The following is a 14,960-nucleotide window of genomic DNA, read 5'->3' as shown; positions in this document are numbered from 1 at the left end:
CTCCTGGGTTAAAAGCTGAAACCGAGACGCGAAACCACCTGGAAATCCTCGCCCAGGCAATACTTGCTGGCGCGTTCCGGGGTGGCGGCCTCGCCGTTCAGGTCGCGGTAGACCACAAAGGGAGTGCCGATGGAGAAATGGCACTTGTCCGAGATCTTCCAGTGCACGCCGGGGGTCAGGTAGATGGTGTGCCCGCCGGTGTTCACGGTGGAGGAATGGTCGTACCAGTGGGCCTGCTGGTCCACGCCGTTGAGCTCGAGCTCCACGTCGAAGAGCCGGTTCAGGGCATAGCCGTAGCCCAGGTCGTACTTGAACTGGTTGCCCTTGCGGGAACCGTGCGCGCCGTCGCCCGGGATCGTATACATGCAGTGGGCGTCCACGCGGGAGCGGCCAAAGAACTTGGTGGCCCCCAGCTCGAACTTGGGATCCCACGAACCGGTGCCGAGCTGGCCGCCGGGCCCAATGTATTCATGCACATTGGAAAACGGAGCCGGATTCTTGTGGTCCGGGTCGCCCGTGGGCATCTTGAGGCCCGCGCCAAAGGCCAAGCTGAGCCAGTCGCCGTCGCGTTCGCTCATGACCGCATAGCGGCCCATGACCACGATGTCGCCCAGCCCGGTCAGCTCGTCGGTATCCGCATGCTCGGGCGGGTTGCCGAACTTGCGCTTGAGCCGCTTGTCGTGAAACGGCACCATGATGCGCGCCTCGAAGTTATCGAAGATCCCGGCCTTGGCCGTGAGTTGCATGGTCTGGTTCACGCGGTCGTACTTGCCGTTGTAATTCCCGGTCTTGCGGTTTCCTCCGTCGTACAGGTTGTTCTTGTGCACGTACTTGTACTTGATGCTGGCGGCCACCTTGCCCTTGGGCAGCACCAGGCCGTTGGACATGTTCACCGGCCCGATGCAGCGCACCGGCTTGGTGTCCGGTTTGTCCTTGAGCTGTTGCTCGGACTCCTCTCCCCCTCCCATGACAGGCCCGGCATACGCCGCGTGCCATCCCGCGGCCAGTATTCCCAAAGCAAGGAATACGGCCGCCGTCACAGACTGTTTCACTTTCAACCTCTCCACTGTTTCGCCACATCCCTTCCCTTGGACGACGAATCAGAAATGAAGATGATTTTCATCCTCACTGCGTCGAGGAGTGATATCCGGGGACCAAGAAAAGTGTCAACCATTGAGAATGAGAAGTGTTTTTCTTTGTGAAGGCAAAGATACGAAGATCAAAAAATGGTGTGAAAGTAAGGATGGTATGGTTCAGCAAAGGCCACACACGAAGATCCCCAGTCGCATATTTTCTCTTTCCATACGAGCCGAACGAGAATCATGCTCCTAGAGTTCGAAGGCTCTACGCGCCTTCGAAGCACGGCTCCCACCAACGACAATACTGCGATTGAGAAATCCTGTACTCTTAACAGATCTCGCCCACAGGCTGTCATTGATGTGCTCCAAGGAGGACCGCCCGCTTGTTTTCAGGAGCCCTATTCTCTTTTGTTCTCCTTGTTGTCAATCAGCAACGAACTCTCATCTAGCTCAACCCACTTCTAAGAGGTAGCAGTATAAACTGTGACTTCTTCACCGACAAATTTTCCTACGGGGTTGGACAAACTATACGATCAGTTTCTCATTACTGGCGTGCCAGCTTCATTTTTATAGACAGCAAAACAGGCTATAGACTGACCTTTACATTATAACCGACCTTGGTACATAGTGCCGCTGAAAATGATTTCAATTTTCACTTATGTCGTTTTGATAATCATTAACCGAGGAAATTTGCTTTGGTTAGGAAAAAAAATCGCCGTAAAGCACTGAAGGAAGTTACTTTGCTGTTGGCCTCTAGTCTTTTGCCTGTGAATATCAGTGAAGCAGCTCAATCAGACAAAAGAGTTATCCTTAAAAATACCCTTAAAAAAATTGCAACATATCAAGGGAAGGTCGACATTGAAGCAGCGGACAACAAGGTTTTCGTCTTCCTGGATTCAGATCAGTTTACTGACAAGGCCTTAGCCGGAATGGATATTATGGTGTTCCTTCAAACTAGATCGAATCCTAAACCTTGGCCTGATAGAACTCTCTATAACGCAATCATATCCATGACCGAAGATAGAGTTCTTATCGTTTCCCATACCAATAGAGTCGTAATTGGACTTTATCTGAGCTCTGCAAAACACATTATTAGAGAGGACCACTTTCCAGGATATGAGTTTATTACGTATTCTGGATTTGGACTTATTCGCAGTATCCAGCCAACTACTCAGACGACTTCTAAAGTTGCGCAACAGACTAAGACTCGCTCCGCATACTGTTTGATAGGAGGACCGGGGACCAAACACTGTGAAATGGGCTTTGGCGGCTGTGTTGCGACTTGTTCTGGTCACTATTATGCCTGTTGTAACTACTTTCATTGCCATTGCGTAGCAGGACCATATATAGATCAGTCGGTATGCACAGGCTGCGGAGCGTGCGAGGGAATTTGCCCCGTCTCTGCTATTAGCCCAAATGGCAGCACATATGTCATAGATGCTGGTACCTGTATATCATGTGGAAGTTGTAAAAGTGAATGCAGTGTTAATGCAATCATCATCTCATAAATAACAATTGATTTTCAACAATTCCCAATATAAACAATTTTAAATCCAAAGGAAAATCGTATGTTTGGACATTACATTGTTAATATTATTGTTGCGGCCATATCTATATCCATTCCTATAAGTATTATAATATTTATTTTATTAATCTGGAAAAATAGCAGACGCACAAATAGACTTTTGTCCCTAATTGCATATCACCAAAACATACCTCACCATATCATTAAAAAAGCGTATGACAATGACAGTTTCGATCTTTCAAAATCGATGGAGGAAAATTTCACGCAATCACCCTCTGGTAATACATCAAACCATGTATAGAAATCACCTCTAAAGACATTCTTTTCTTTTTCCAGAAAAATGCCCACACTCTCCCCAGAATGATTTATTCTTCACTAAATCCACCCTGTACCCACTTCGAGCAACTCATCAGAAGAGACTTGTAAAGTGTCAACCATTGAGAATGAGAAGTGTTTTTCTTTGTGAAGTCAGCAAAAGCCGGAACCGCAGCGTATACCCAATACGTGAGGTGACGGATTTTGTGCAGCGACGAACCAGACGGGCCTTTTTCAACAGCCAAAATAAAGAAAGGCCCGCAATACATACGGGCCTTTCTCGTACTGAACCAAAGGGGAGCCGCCGAAAGGAGGAGGTTGTGGGAACAACGCTTCCGGCGGCTCGGCCTTAGGAGGTTTGCGCTAAAAATCTATGACGCGGCCAGTGACTCCTGAATGCGCCAGGCCGTGGGCGTGGTGCACAGGCCGCCCCGATTGGTGCAGCGCAGTTCCGGGGGCAGCATGCGGCCCACCCGAAGCATGGTGTCGATGACCTCGTCCAGGGGAATGACCGGATCGAACCCGGCCATGACCATGTTGGCCGAGGCGATGGCGTTGGCCGCGCCCATGGTGTTGCGGTTGACGCACGGGATCTCCACCAGCCCGGCCACCGGGTCGCAGATGAGGCCGAGCACGTTCTGCAGGGCCAGGGCGGCGGCGGAAAAGGCCTGCTGCACGGTGCCGCCCAGAAGCTGCACCGCGGCGGCTGCGGCCATGGCCGTGGCGGCCCCCACCTCTGCCTGGCAGGCGCAGACCTCGGCCGCGAACGTGGCCTGATGTGCGATGAACACGCCCACCAGCCCGGACACGAGCATGGCTTCGGCCTGTTCCTCGTCGGAAAGGTCCATGCTCTCGGCCATGGAAAGCACCACGGCGGGCAGAACCCCGCAGGAACCGGCCGTGGGCGCGGCGACCACGATGCCGCCCGCGCTGTTGTATTCCATGATGGCCGTGGCAATGAGCATGCCCCGGTTCATGACCCCGAGGTCGGCCACGGAGGCGGCGGCCATGTTGCGGGCCATGACGGCGGCCTTGGGCTTGAGAAAGCCGGATACGGGCAGGTCCCGTTGCATCCCGGCCTCGGCGGCCCGGCGCATGGTGCGCACTATGTCCTTCATGCGCGAAAGAATTTCCCCGTCGTCCATCCCGCTGCGCGCACGCTCGTATTCGAGGGCAAAGGTCGAGGGCAGCACCGTGCTCTCCCCGCACTGTTCCAGGGCTTCCGAGGCGGTGAAAAACGGGATGTCGTATCGGAATTTGCCGGGCACCGGCAGGATGGGGTCCAGAACGGAGACCGTACAGTCCTCCAGCTCCCGGGCCGCCCGCAGGACTTCCTCGGAAAGCGGCTCCTGGGACGTGACCTGCACCAGCAGCCCGGAATCGTTCCGGTTGCGGGAAACCATGCCCCCGGCTGCCTGCGCGGCCTCGCAAAAGGCGTCCAGGCCGGAGCCCGACGGACAGAGAACGAACAGCTCCCAGAACGCGCCGTTGATGAACACGGGGTGCCCGTCCATCTCGATGATGCGGAACATGCCCCCGCCCGTGGAAACGGTCAGGAACTCTCGCCTGCCCTCCCCGGTCTCGGCCACGATGCGTGCCGTGTTGGGGTGCGCATGGCTGTTACTCTCCTGCTCGAAGCCATACTCCAGGCCGCACTTTTCGGCCTCGTTCAGCGCGTCGGCCAGCCTTTCATGCTCCGGACCGAAACCCAGAAGGCCGCCGATGAAGCCCTTGTCCGTGCCCTGCCCCTGGTAGGTGCCGGGGTAGGAGCCGTCCTCCTTGAAAAATGTGGTCGCCCGGCGAACGGAACCGCCCACCAGGTCGTGGATGGCCTTGCCGATGCGGGCCGGGCCCGCCGTATGGGAGCTTGACGGGCCGGTCATGACCGGGCCGATCACGTCATTGAAGATGCTGGCCGGTTCGGTAACCTTGCTGTTTCCCACGGGCAAACTCCTTGAAAAAGGCCCCTTCCCAGCAGGGGGAAAGGGGCCGGATGAGTGTCGTTACACGGCGCAGGGGCACTTTTTCATGCGCGCGCCGTAGGCCTTGGCCAGCCCGCCCGTGGAGGTCTCGCGGTACAGGCTGGGCAGGTCGTGGCCGGTCTCCATCATGACCGCCACCACTTCGTCGAACGGAATTCTGTGGGTGCCGTCCGAGAGAATGGCCATCTGGGCGCGGGAAAGCGCGCGGGTGGAGGCGCAGGCGTTGCGCTCGATGCAGGGAATCTGCACCAGCCCGTCCACCGGGTCACAGGTCAGACCCAGGTGATGCTCCAGGCCCATTTCGGCCGCGTACTCGATCTGCCGCACGGAGCCGCCCATGACCTGGGTGGCGGCGGCGGAAGCCATGGCGCAGGCGGAACCCACCTCGCCCTGGCAGCCCACTTCGGCCCCGGAAATGGAGCCGTTGTGCTTGATGACGTTGCCGAACAGGGCCGCGGTGGCCAGCGCGTGCAGGATCTCGGTCTCGGTGACGCCCTGGGTCTCGCGCAGGTAGAAGAGCACGGCCGGGACAATGCCGCAGGCTCCGCAGGTGGGCGCGGTGACGATGGTGCCGCCGCCCGCGTTTTCCTCGGAAACGGCCAGGGCATAGGCGGTGACGCGCCCGGTCTGCTGGATGTCGGGGCCGGAGAGCTTGGTCTTCTTGAAGTAGCTCCAGGCCTGACGCTTGAGGCCGATGCTGCCGGGCAGCACGCCCTGGGTGTTCAGGCCGCGCTCCACGGCGGCCTCCATGGTGGACCAGACATCCTTGAGGAAATCCCAGATTTCCTTGCCTTCGCACCGTTCCACGTATTCCCAGTAGGTCATGCCCCTTTCTTCGCACATCTCCAGGATGGCGTTCAGGTCGGGCAGGTCGTAGACCTTGACCGGGCCTCCCTCGTCGGCGTCCTCGTAGCGGATGGCGCCGCCACCCACGGAGTAGACCCGAACGATGTCAGTGACCTGGTCGTTGGCGCACAGGGCCTCGAACTGCATGCCATTGGGATGGCCGGGCAGCTCTTCCTCGGGCTTCCAGACGATGGTGCTGCGCTCTTCGCCCAGCACGGAGAGGATGGCCCAGTCCGTGAGGTGGCCCTTGCCCGTGGCGGCCAGCGAGCCGAACAGGGTGACGCGGAACATTTCGGAATCCTTGTTGCGGGCAAGGAATTCCTCGGCGGCGCGTTTGGGGCCCATGGTATGTGACGAGGAAGGGCCGACGCCGATGCGATACAGTTCCCGGATGCTTTCCATTGTTTACTCCGCTTACTTCATGAGCAGGTTGACGAGGCCCAGGGAGATCTCGGGCACGTAGGTGGTCAGCAGCAGCGTGGGCAGCCATGCGAAGATGATCAGGTACATGGTCGGCTTGAGCATCTGGTTGACCTGCGCGCCGGAGATGCGGCCGGACAGGTAGAGGAGCGGGGCCGTGGGCGGGGTGACGTTGCCCATGCCCAGGTTGACGCCCATGATGGCGGCAAAATGGATCGGGTCCACGCCCAGCTGGGTCACCAGCGGCAGCAGGATCGGGGTGCCGAGCAGGATGCCGGACACGTCGTCCATGAGCATGCCCATGATGACCAGGAACACGTTGATCATCAGCATGATGACCATCTTGTTGTCGGAAATGGAGGTCAGCACGCCCATGATCTGCTCGGGCAGGTTCTCCATGATATACAGACGGGAGAGGATCATGACCGCAAACATCATGGCCATGATGACGCCGGTGGTGGTGGCGGACTCGATCAGGGTCTGCATGAGGTTCTTCAGCTTCAGGCCGCGGTAGAAGAACATGGCCACCGGGATGGCGTAGAGCACAGCCACGGCGGCGGCTTCGGTCGGAGTCATGATGCCGCCGTAGATGCCGCCCAGGATGATGACCGGCATCATGAGCGCCGGGGAGGCCTTGGCGGACTTGACGCCGAAGAGCTTGGCGGTGGTCACCAGGTCTTCGCTGGGGCGCACTTCGATGTCCTTGTTGTTGCGCAGCAGCACCAGGTTGACCACGGAAAGCAGCACGGTGACGATGAGGCCCGGAACGAATGCGGCCAGGAAACAGGCCAGCACGGACTGGTTGCCCATCCAGGCGTAGAGGATCATGAGCATGGACGGCGGAATCAGGATGCCGAGCACGCCCGCGTTGGCCAGCAGTGCGGCCACGTGGCCCACCGGGTAACCGGCCTTCTTGAGCTTGGGCATCATGATGGAGCCGATGCAGGACACGGTTGCGGAGGAGGAACCGGACACCGCGCCGAAGATGGCGCAGGTGACGACGGTGACGATGCCGAGTCCGCCGCGAACGCGGCCGGCAATGGTGTCCACAACGTCCACGAGGCGGTCGCCGATGCCGCCCTTGTCCATGACGCCGCCGGCCATGATGAACAGCGGGATGGTCAGCAGCACGATGGAGTTCATCTTGGCGAAACCGTAGGGCAGCAGAAAGCCCGGGTCATAGCCGCCGGCAAAAATAAGGTACGCGGCCGAGCCGAAAAAGGCGAACGGAATGGGAACGCCTATGAACAGCGTGACCACGAGGATGAGAATTGCAAGGGTAATAGTCATTTTTCTAAATCCTTCTGGTCGCTATCTATTCGCCTGCACGGCACATTTTGAAATGGATCATGAGGTCCTGGACCATGTAGACCACGTGGTACAGGGACATGAGCACGAATCCGAGGCCGATGGCGGTGTGCGGGATGAGCATGGGCAGCCTGAACACCGGAGACTTGGGCATCATCTGGATCCCCCAGCCCACGAACTGGCAGGCCCAGTAGGTGACCAGCAGACAGATGGCCACGGTGACGACGTCCTTGACCAGGTGGGCGATGCGGCACCACTTGGCGCTGGTGATGTAGCAGGTCAGGATATCGGCGGAAATCTGGCTTTTTTCCCGGCTGCCCTGTGCGGCGCCCATGAAGTAGAGCCAGAAGGCCAGCATCTGGATGAGTTCCTCGGAGCCGTAGAAGTCGGAGCCGAAGACGTAGCGGACCAGAACCGTGTAGCAGATCATGCCGACAATGAGGACGCTGGTGACGGCCATGACCGTTTTTTGGAACTTGCCGAGCACGCCCCACAGCGGCAGCCGCGGTGCAAATTCGATAGGTTGCATGAAAAGACCCCCTCTTGGGAAAATCAGCGAAATATGGCGTTGGGTGGTCGACGGCGCGGCGGGATGGATAGTTGCTTTGCGGGAGGCCCCGCCGCGCCGTCGATTGAGACTGTTATCTAGTCCGTTGGACTCTTAGTAAGAAGCCTTGATACCGTTCAGCAGTTCCGGAGTCAGGTTCTTTTCCAGGCGGGGCCAGGCGTGGTCGCGCACGTACTTGGCGCAGTCCTCGAGTTCCTGGGTGGTGAGCATGGTCACCTTGATGCCTGCTTCCTCAAGCTTCTTGCGGTACATCTGGTCTTCGCTTTCAGCCATGAGGAAGGACTGCTGGCCTTCGTCGGTGAATGCGGCTTCGACAACCTTGCGGTCGGCTTCGGGGATGGAGTCGAACTTCTTCTTGTTCATGACGTACTGGGTGGACTCGAAGTTCACGTTGTACTGGTAGTAGTACTTGATGACGTCGCGGAAGCCGAGGTAGTTCAGGTTCGGCGGACCACCGATCCAGCCCTTGACCACGCCGGTCTGCAGGGCGGAGTAGGTGTCAGCGTACGGCAGGGAGGAGGTGCGGAAGCCCAGTTCCTCTGCGCCGAACTTGAAGACGTCCAGGCCGGGCACGCGGATCATCATGCCCTTTTCGGTGCCGGGCTGGGTGTAGTTTTCCAGGGGTTCCACGGAACCGGCGCCGATGAAGCCTTCACCGAAGTAGGAGAAGAACTTCACGCCCAGCTTGTCGTGCATCTTGCCCATTGCCTGGGGCAGGTAGGCGTCGGAAGCGAACACTTCGCGGATCTGGTCGTAGTCGCGGGCGATGTAGGGCAGGAAGCCTGCGCCGAGACGGGAGTCGAACTGGTCGGGCACGGTGATGTGCGCGGCGTCGATGGAACCGCGGATGATTTCCTCGTAGATCTGGGAGGCGTCACCAAGCTGGTTGGCCGGGTAGATCTTGACCTGGACGCGGCCTTCGGTTTCCTTCTCGATGCGGGCCTTGACGCGCTCGGCGGCCTTGTGGGCCATGTGCTCGATCGGGTGCTGGGTGGCCAGCTTGATGGTGATGGTTTCGTTCTTAGCTTCCTTGCCGCCGTCGCCGTTACATGCGGTCAGCGCGAACACGGCGCAGAGCGACAGGATAAGTGCGAAAATCTTTTTCATGATGTCTTCACTCACTCTAAAATTTTTAATCGAACCTCAGTTCCCCGAACCCTTCGGGGGCTCCTCGACAGAAACAGACAGACACGCGCCTGTCACCGTCCCTTAACCAAGTTCGGTGCCAAAGTTCATTTCTCCAATTATTTCAAATATATTACCAAAAATCAGCCCTTTTTCAGTCCTCAAAAACAGCACTTCCGGGCCAAACAATGTTCACAAAAGCGGGACAACATATCCCGGAAAACGGGACAATCCCGAAAAAGTGAACGCAAGACATTCACTTTCACGCAACTTATTGGCACAGCAGAATGAAAACCAACTAATTTAGCAGGATAAAGGGAGGCAATTCTTTACAAATATCAGCACCCCTAATATTATATCTACTTTGTGATTCAACTCACCATAGCACGAGGTTCATAATGGCTAAACGCGATCCGAACAAAACCGCTAGAAACAAACGTGTGAAAGAACTCAAAGAGCAACGCAGGGACTTGCTTGGGCAGGTGTTGAAGGACACAGGCATTGAAACAGAGCAAAGCCTAAATGCAATAATCGGTTCTAAGAACGATACATACTTTGATCTTAAACACGATGTAATTAGCTCTGCGGAAGAATTCATTAAGAGATGGATTTCCGAACTGGTGCGGCATGCAAAAACCGAGGGAAGTTCAAATAGAATATTAACACTTGCTCAAAATCATGATAGCTTTAAGCAGTATCTCCTCAACTTTCTAGAGGGATCTTTCTACAAGCATTACGATGAATTATACCGAGTACGGCCAACGGTTGACAAAGCGACACTTTGGATTGGGCAAGAAAGAGCTAACTATGGCCTGCTGGTTACACCACGCTTTAAAAACGGCCAATGGGAAAACGACAAAAGCGAAATACGCGCTTTCAAGAAAGAGTACTGGACCATCGGACACATATTAGAAACGGGATTGGTCGTCCCAGGGGATGAAGAACGCATTACTTTTTCATCTGTTGATAACTACTTGGCTTTTTTTAAAAGTACATTAGTTCGTGCCTCAGGCTCACCCTACGAAAAAGCCATTGCAAATGCTTATAAAGAGTATGTACTGTCGTCACAAAACCAAGAAAGAGTCCCACTGCTTATCCCTGAGTTTAGATATTTAGGAGTCGCCCGTGACCATGTATACAGATTAGATTTCATGGTCATCAATCCCTATACACAAAGTCGTGTTGGTTTCGAACTATCGCCCTGGTCAACCCACGGCAAATTGACTGGAACTAAAGATAAACTTCAGAAAGAAATAAATGCTGAAGCAAGTGCTAACTTTGAAAAGGAGATGAAAAAACATAGATCCTATTTCAAGGAGCACGATGTCACAGTGCTAATCTACACGGACAGCAACCTAGCTGATTGTAACAAAATTTTTAATGAAGATATCAGTCCGCTTTTGGAGGTGACACCCACAATAAAGCCCATGGACTTTATATCATTTAGCAAGCTGTTCTCTACTTAGTTGAAAACACTATTTACTCACCCCATGCTCTTTCATAAGCACATAGAGGCGTGTCCGGGACAGTCCGGACAGCTTGCAGGCATCCTTGATGCTGCCCTTTGCCTCGTCCAGCAGGCGCTCCAGATAGCGGCGCTCCACGTGGGCCAGGCACTCCCTGCGGTACTCCTTGAACTCGGGCACGCCGTCCACCAGCAGCTCGTCGCAGAAATCCGAGGATACGGCAACCGAGGGAACTTCGGGCTCCCCGGCCCCGCCCACCCTGCGGCGCACGGCCTTGGCGCGGATGTCCACGGGCAGGTGCTCGGGATACAGCACTTCCTCGTCCATGGCCCGCATGATGGTGCGCTCCAGGGTCTGCACCAGCTCGCGGATGTTGCCGGGCCAGTCGTAATTGGTCAGGGCCCGCACGAAATCCTCGGACATGTCCTTGGATCCGGTTTCGTACTTGGCGCACAGGCGGTCCAGATGGAACCGGCTGATGACCGGCACGTCCTCCAGGCGCTCGCGCAGAGGCGGCATCTTGATGGCGCAGGATTTGATGCGGTAGTAGAGGTCGCTGCGGAACAGGCCTTGGGCGCACATCTGCTCCAGGTCGCGGTTGGTCGCGGCGATAAGCCTGAAATCGCTGGCGAATTCCTTGGTGCTGCCCACGGGCCGGAAACATTTTTCCTGGAGCACGCGCAGGAAGGTGGCCTGGATGGACAAGGGCAGCTCGCCCACTTCGTCGAGAAAGAGCGTGCCGCCGTCGGCCTGCCCCACCAGACCGGTGCGCGTGGCGTCGGCCCCGGTAAAGGAACCCTTCACGTGGCCGAACAGCTCGCCCTCGGCCAGGCTTTCCGGCAGGGAGGCGCAGTCCAGCACCACGAAACTCCTGCCCGCGCGGGCGCTGTTCTCGTGGATGGTGCGGGCGATAACTTCCTTGCCCGTGCCGGTCTCGCCGGTGATGAGCACGCCCGCATCGCCGGACGCGGCAATGGCGATGTTCTCCAGCACGGGCTGGATGGCCGGGCTCTCGCCCACGAAATTGTTGCGCTTGATGGCGATGAGCGCCGGTTTGCGGCCCTTTTCCCGGAACTTGAGCGCCCGGTCCATGGAAAACATGATCTGCTTGAGGGTGCTGGTCTTCTCGATGTAGTCCCAGGCCCCGTTCTGGATGGCCAGTTCGGCCCCGTCCGGGTCGCCCAGGCCCGTGATGATGATCACGTCCGGCCGGGAAGCGACCTTGCGGATGTCGGGAAGCGCGTCGATGCCGCTGCCGTCGGGCAGGCGCACGTCCAGGAACACGAGATCCACGGCGGTACCGGCCAGCAGGGCCAGGCCCTCGGCAAGGGTTCCCGCGGCGTGCACGGTGTGGCCCGCGTCCTCGGCCAGCTGCGATATGATGGTGCTGATATCCGGATCGTCGTCCAGAACCAGTATGGTCGACATTGGTTCGCCCCCCTCCCGGGCATTATTTCTCTGCCCCGAGACGCGGTTCTTATGGCCGATTTTACGCTTTTTGTCGAGCGTACCGCTTTCCGTTTCGAAACAATGAAAAATATCCCAGGCGATTCGGCATATTGCAATACGGTTGCAAAGAATCGCCAAGAAACCTATAGAGGCCCCATTCTACGGCGGTCAGCAGGGATTGGCAAACTTCCTGCAAAATAATGGCGCAAGAAATCAACCCCTGCCATGCCGCAAGAGAAAACCATGAACAAAAACATCATCACCAAAGCAGCAAAACCCCTGGCCTTTGCCGTGGCCGCCACCCTCCTGGCCCTGGCCGCGGCCTGGTTCTTCCAGAGCCCGAAGGGAAGCCTCCCCCTGACCTACGAGGAAAGGGAATGGCTGGCCCGGCACCCGGTCATCCGCCTGGGGGCCACCCCGTCCACGCGCCCCCTGGAGTACTTCGGCGAAAAGGCCGTGTACAAGGGCATGGTGGCCGACTACATGGCCCTGCTGGAACAACGGCTGGAAATACAGTTCAAGGTGGTGGAGACCACCAATCTCAACAAGCTGCTCGCCATGGCCAAGGACCGGGAGGTGGACGTCATCGCCTCGTTCCGGGCCAACCCCGTGGAAATAAACTACATGCGTTTCTCGCGGCCCTACCTGGAGATGCCCACGGTCATCCTGGTGAACAAGAACCGCAAGGAATTCCTGCGGCTGGAGGACATGGACGACATGGACCTGGCCCTGCCCAAGGGCTATGCGGTCATCGACTACGTGCACAAGTACTACCCCAAGATCCACATCCAGCCGGTCTACAACTACCTGGCCGCCCTGCTGCACATCTCCTTCGACGAGATCGACGCCACCATCATCTCTCTGCCCCAGGCCAGCTATTTCATCGAGGACAAGGGCATCACCAACCTGCGCGTGGCCGGGCACACGGACTACCGGATCTACAACCGCATCGCCACCCGCTCGGACTGGCCCATACTGAGCTCCATCCTGCAGAAGGGCCTGGACTCCATCACCGAGAAGGAGCGCAGCCAGATCTACCGGAAATGGGTGACCCTGGACCAGCACTACCTGTCCTTCCTGCTGCACAACAAGCAGTTCTGGGGCTACCTCATCGGCGGCATCCTCATCGTGTTCCTGTTCATCGTCTCCATCATCTCCTGGAACCGCACCCTGCACCGCCGCGTCAACGAGCGGACCCAGGAACTCAAGCTGGAGCTGGACGCGCGCATGCGCCTGCTGGCGGCCATCGAGCAGGCCCAGGACGGCATCTTCATCCTGGATACCGAGGGCATGGTGGAATACATCAACCCTTCCTTTGCCAGGATGTCGGGCTATTCCCTGGACGAGCTCAAGGGCGGGCACATCGCCATCATCCGCAGCGACAAGCACAGCCCGGACTTCTTCAAGGACATCTGGGAGGTTCTGGGCCGGGGCGAGCTGTGGAAGGGCCAGACCATCTACCGGCGCAAGGACGGAACCATCTACGAGGTGGACCTGACCATCTCCCCGCTCTACAACTCGGCCGGGGAACTCACCGGCTACGTGGAGGTGGCCCGCGACATCACCGAGCGCCTGGAAATGGAAAAACAGCTCCGCCAGAGCCAGAAGCTGGAGGAACTGGGCACCCTTGCCGGGGGCATCGCCCACGACTTCAACAACATCCTGGCCGCCATCCAGGGCTATGCCGAGCTTTCCCTGCCCGCCGTGGAACCCGAGGGGCGGGCCCACGCCAACCTGCAGCGCATCCAGAACGTTGCGGGCCGGGCCAAGGACATGGTCCACCAGATCCTGGTCTTCTCCCGCAGGCGGGAGCCCGAGAAAAGCCATATCCGCCTGGAACCGCTGCTCAAGGAAGTGGTCAACTTCCTGCACACCTCCCTGCCCTCCACCATCGAGATCCGCCTGGAGATCGGGGCCGGGGACGCCTGCATCCTGGGCGACCCGGGCCAGATGCACCAGGTCATCACCAACCTGGGCACCAACGCGGCCTACGCCATGCAGCAGGACGGCGGCGTGCTGACCATCTCCCTGGACCGGGTGGAGCTGGGCCAGGAGGTCCTCTCGGCCACCAGCGCCCTGAAGCCGGGACCGGCCCTGCGCCTGCGCGTGGCCGACACGGGCGAGGGCATTCCCGAGGAGGTCATGAGCCGCATCTTCGACCCCTTCTTCACCACCAAGCCGCAGGGCAAGGGCACGGGCATGGGCCTGTCCATGGTCCACGGCATCGTGGGCAGCCTGGGCGGCGAAATCTCCGTGGACAGCAGGCCGGGCCAGGGAACCACCTTCGACATCCTCCTGCCCGAGGCCCACGGCGCGGCCACCTCCCCGGCCGTGAGCCAGGAGGCCGCGATCCCCGGGCACGGGCGCATCCTGTTCGTGGACGACGAGGCCGACATGGTCGAGGTGGGCAAACAGATGCTCGGGAACCTCGGCTACACCGTGACCGGCGTCAACGACAGCCTGGACGCCGTGGACATCTTCCGCCGGGCCCCCGGCGACTTCGACCTGGTCATCACGGACCAGACCATGCCCTATCTCACCGGCGACCGGCTGGCCAGGACCGTCCACGCCATCCGCCCGGACCTGCCCATCGTCCTGTGCACCGGCTTCTCCGCCTCCCTGGAGCACCTGGAGCCGGGAGAGCACGGAATCCGCGCCGTGCTCATGAAGCCTTTTGCCATGTCCGAACTTTCCAAGGCCGTAAATACCGCTTTGCAAAAAAGAAAATAGATAGATTTTCCATTTGCAAAAAACAGAGCGGCCGCCCACCAATCAAACTTGGTAAACGCCTGTTTGATTCCGCTATATTAAGGTTAATAGCCGCATCGGAAAATGGGTGTCCACAGGCCACCCATCAGTTCCCCCTTTCCTTGCCAT

The 14,960-nt window shown here is 58.0% G+C and carries 10 protein-coding genes; 3 read left to right on the top strand and 7 right to left on the bottom strand.

The annotated features are described in order from the left end of the window. Positions 1-8 precede the first annotated feature (8 nt). Positions 9-1,052: a transporter gene (locus tag FGL65_RS06380; protein WP_147820213.1), complete on the bottom strand. Its 1,044-nt coding sequence runs from the start codon at positions 1,050-1,052 to the stop codon at positions 9-11. 722 nt (positions 1,053-1,774) lie between these two features. Between FGL65_RS06380 and FGL65_RS18480 the strand changes: the two genes are divergently transcribed. Continuing rightward, a complete protein-coding gene (locus tag FGL65_RS18480) occupies positions 1,775-2,587 on the top strand; it encodes a 4Fe-4S binding protein (RefSeq protein ID WP_250645589.1) in 813 nt (270 codons plus the stop codon). A gap of 703 nt (positions 2,588-3,290) precedes the next feature. Here FGL65_RS18480 and FGL65_RS06370 read toward each other — a convergent pair. From FGL65_RS06370 to dctP, 5 genes are all read right to left on the bottom strand, one after another. Further along, on the bottom strand, positions 3,291-4,862 hold the full coding sequence (locus tag FGL65_RS06370) for an L-serine ammonia-lyase, iron-sulfur-dependent, subunit alpha (RefSeq protein ID WP_147820212.1): 1,572 nt from the start codon (positions 4,860-4,862) through the stop codon (positions 3,291-3,293). Positions 4,863-4,922: 60 nt separating this feature from the next. After that, positions 4,923-6,149: an L-serine ammonia-lyase, iron-sulfur-dependent, subunit alpha gene (locus FGL65_RS06365; protein ID WP_147820211.1), complete on the bottom strand. Its 1,227-nt coding sequence runs from the start codon at positions 6,147-6,149 to the stop codon at positions 4,923-4,925. A 12-nt stretch (positions 6,150-6,161) separates the two neighbouring features. Further along, complete coding sequence (locus FGL65_RS06360; RefSeq protein ID WP_147820210.1) at positions 6,162-7,457, bottom strand: TRAP transporter large permease; 1,296 nt, start codon at positions 7,455-7,457, stop codon at positions 6,162-6,164. Between the two features lie 25 nt (positions 7,458-7,482). Next, positions 7,483-8,004 (bottom strand): TRAP transporter small permease, encoded by a 522-nt coding sequence (locus tag FGL65_RS06355; RefSeq protein WP_147820209.1) that lies wholly within the window; start codon positions 8,002-8,004, stop codon positions 7,483-7,485. A gap of 132 nt (positions 8,005-8,136) precedes the next feature. Then, the gene (gene dctP / locus FGL65_RS06350; RefSeq protein ID WP_147820208.1) at positions 8,137-9,150 is read right to left on the bottom strand and encodes a TRAP transporter substrate-binding protein DctP; all 1,014 of its coding nucleotides are present in this window, start codon (positions 9,148-9,150) and stop codon (positions 8,137-8,139) included. 416 nt (positions 9,151-9,566) lie between these two features. Between dctP and FGL65_RS06345 the strand changes: the two genes are divergently transcribed. Continuing rightward, on the top strand, positions 9,567-10,634 hold the full coding sequence (locus FGL65_RS06345) for a topoisomerase (protein WP_147820207.1): 1,068 nt from the start codon (positions 9,567-9,569) through the stop codon (positions 10,632-10,634). 9 nt (positions 10,635-10,643) lie between these two features. Here the strand turns inward: FGL65_RS06345 and FGL65_RS06340 are convergent, their stop codons facing one another. Continuing rightward, entirely contained in the window at positions 10,644-12,062 is a 1,419-nt protein-coding gene (locus FGL65_RS06340; protein WP_147820206.1) for a sigma-54-dependent transcriptional regulator, read from the bottom strand. A gap of 264 nt (positions 12,063-12,326) precedes the next feature. On the opposite strand from FGL65_RS06340, the gene FGL65_RS06335 reads away from it, so the two are divergent. Next, positions 12,327-14,813 carry an ATP-binding protein gene (locus FGL65_RS06335; RefSeq protein ID WP_147820205.1) on the top strand — a complete coding sequence of 829 codons (2,487 nt, stop codon included), beginning with the start codon at positions 12,327-12,329 and terminating at the stop codon, positions 14,811-14,813. The last annotated feature ends 147 nt before the right edge of the window (positions 14,814-14,960 follow it).

This window comes from Salidesulfovibrio onnuriiensis (genome assembly GCF_008001235.1).
GTDB lineage: Bacteria > Desulfobacterota > Desulfovibrionia > Desulfovibrionales > Desulfovibrionaceae > Pseudodesulfovibrio > Pseudodesulfovibrio onnuriiensis.
This window is presented reverse-complemented; position numbering and strand designations above follow the sequence as displayed.

Bases quoted from the DNA above. Each gene is read 5' to 3' on its own strand.
- FGL65_RS06365 (WP_147820211.1), bottom strand. From the start codon at position 6,149: ATGGAAAGCATCCGGGAACTGTATCGCATCGGCGTCGGCCCTTCCTCG.
- FGL65_RS06360 (WP_147820210.1), bottom strand. From the start codon at position 7,457: ATGACTATTACCCTTGCAATTCTCATCCTCGTGGTCACGCTGTTCATA.
- FGL65_RS06355 (WP_147820209.1), bottom strand. From the start codon at position 8,004: ATGCAACCTATCGAATTTGCACCGCGGCTGCCGCTGTGGGGCGTGCTC.
- dctP (WP_147820208.1), bottom strand. From the start codon at position 9,150: ATGAAAAAGATTTTCGCACTTATCCTGTCGCTCTGCGCCGTGTTCGCG.
- FGL65_RS06345 (WP_147820207.1), top strand. From the start codon at position 9,567: ATGGCTAAACGCGATCCGAACAAAACCGCTAGAAACAAACGTGTGAAA.
- FGL65_RS06340 (WP_147820206.1), bottom strand. From the start codon at position 12,062: ATGTCGACCATACTGGTTCTGGACGACGATCCGGATATCAGCACCATC.
- FGL65_RS06335 (WP_147820205.1), top strand. From the start codon at position 12,327: ATGAACAAAAACATCATCACCAAAGCAGCAAAACCCCTGGCCTTTGCC.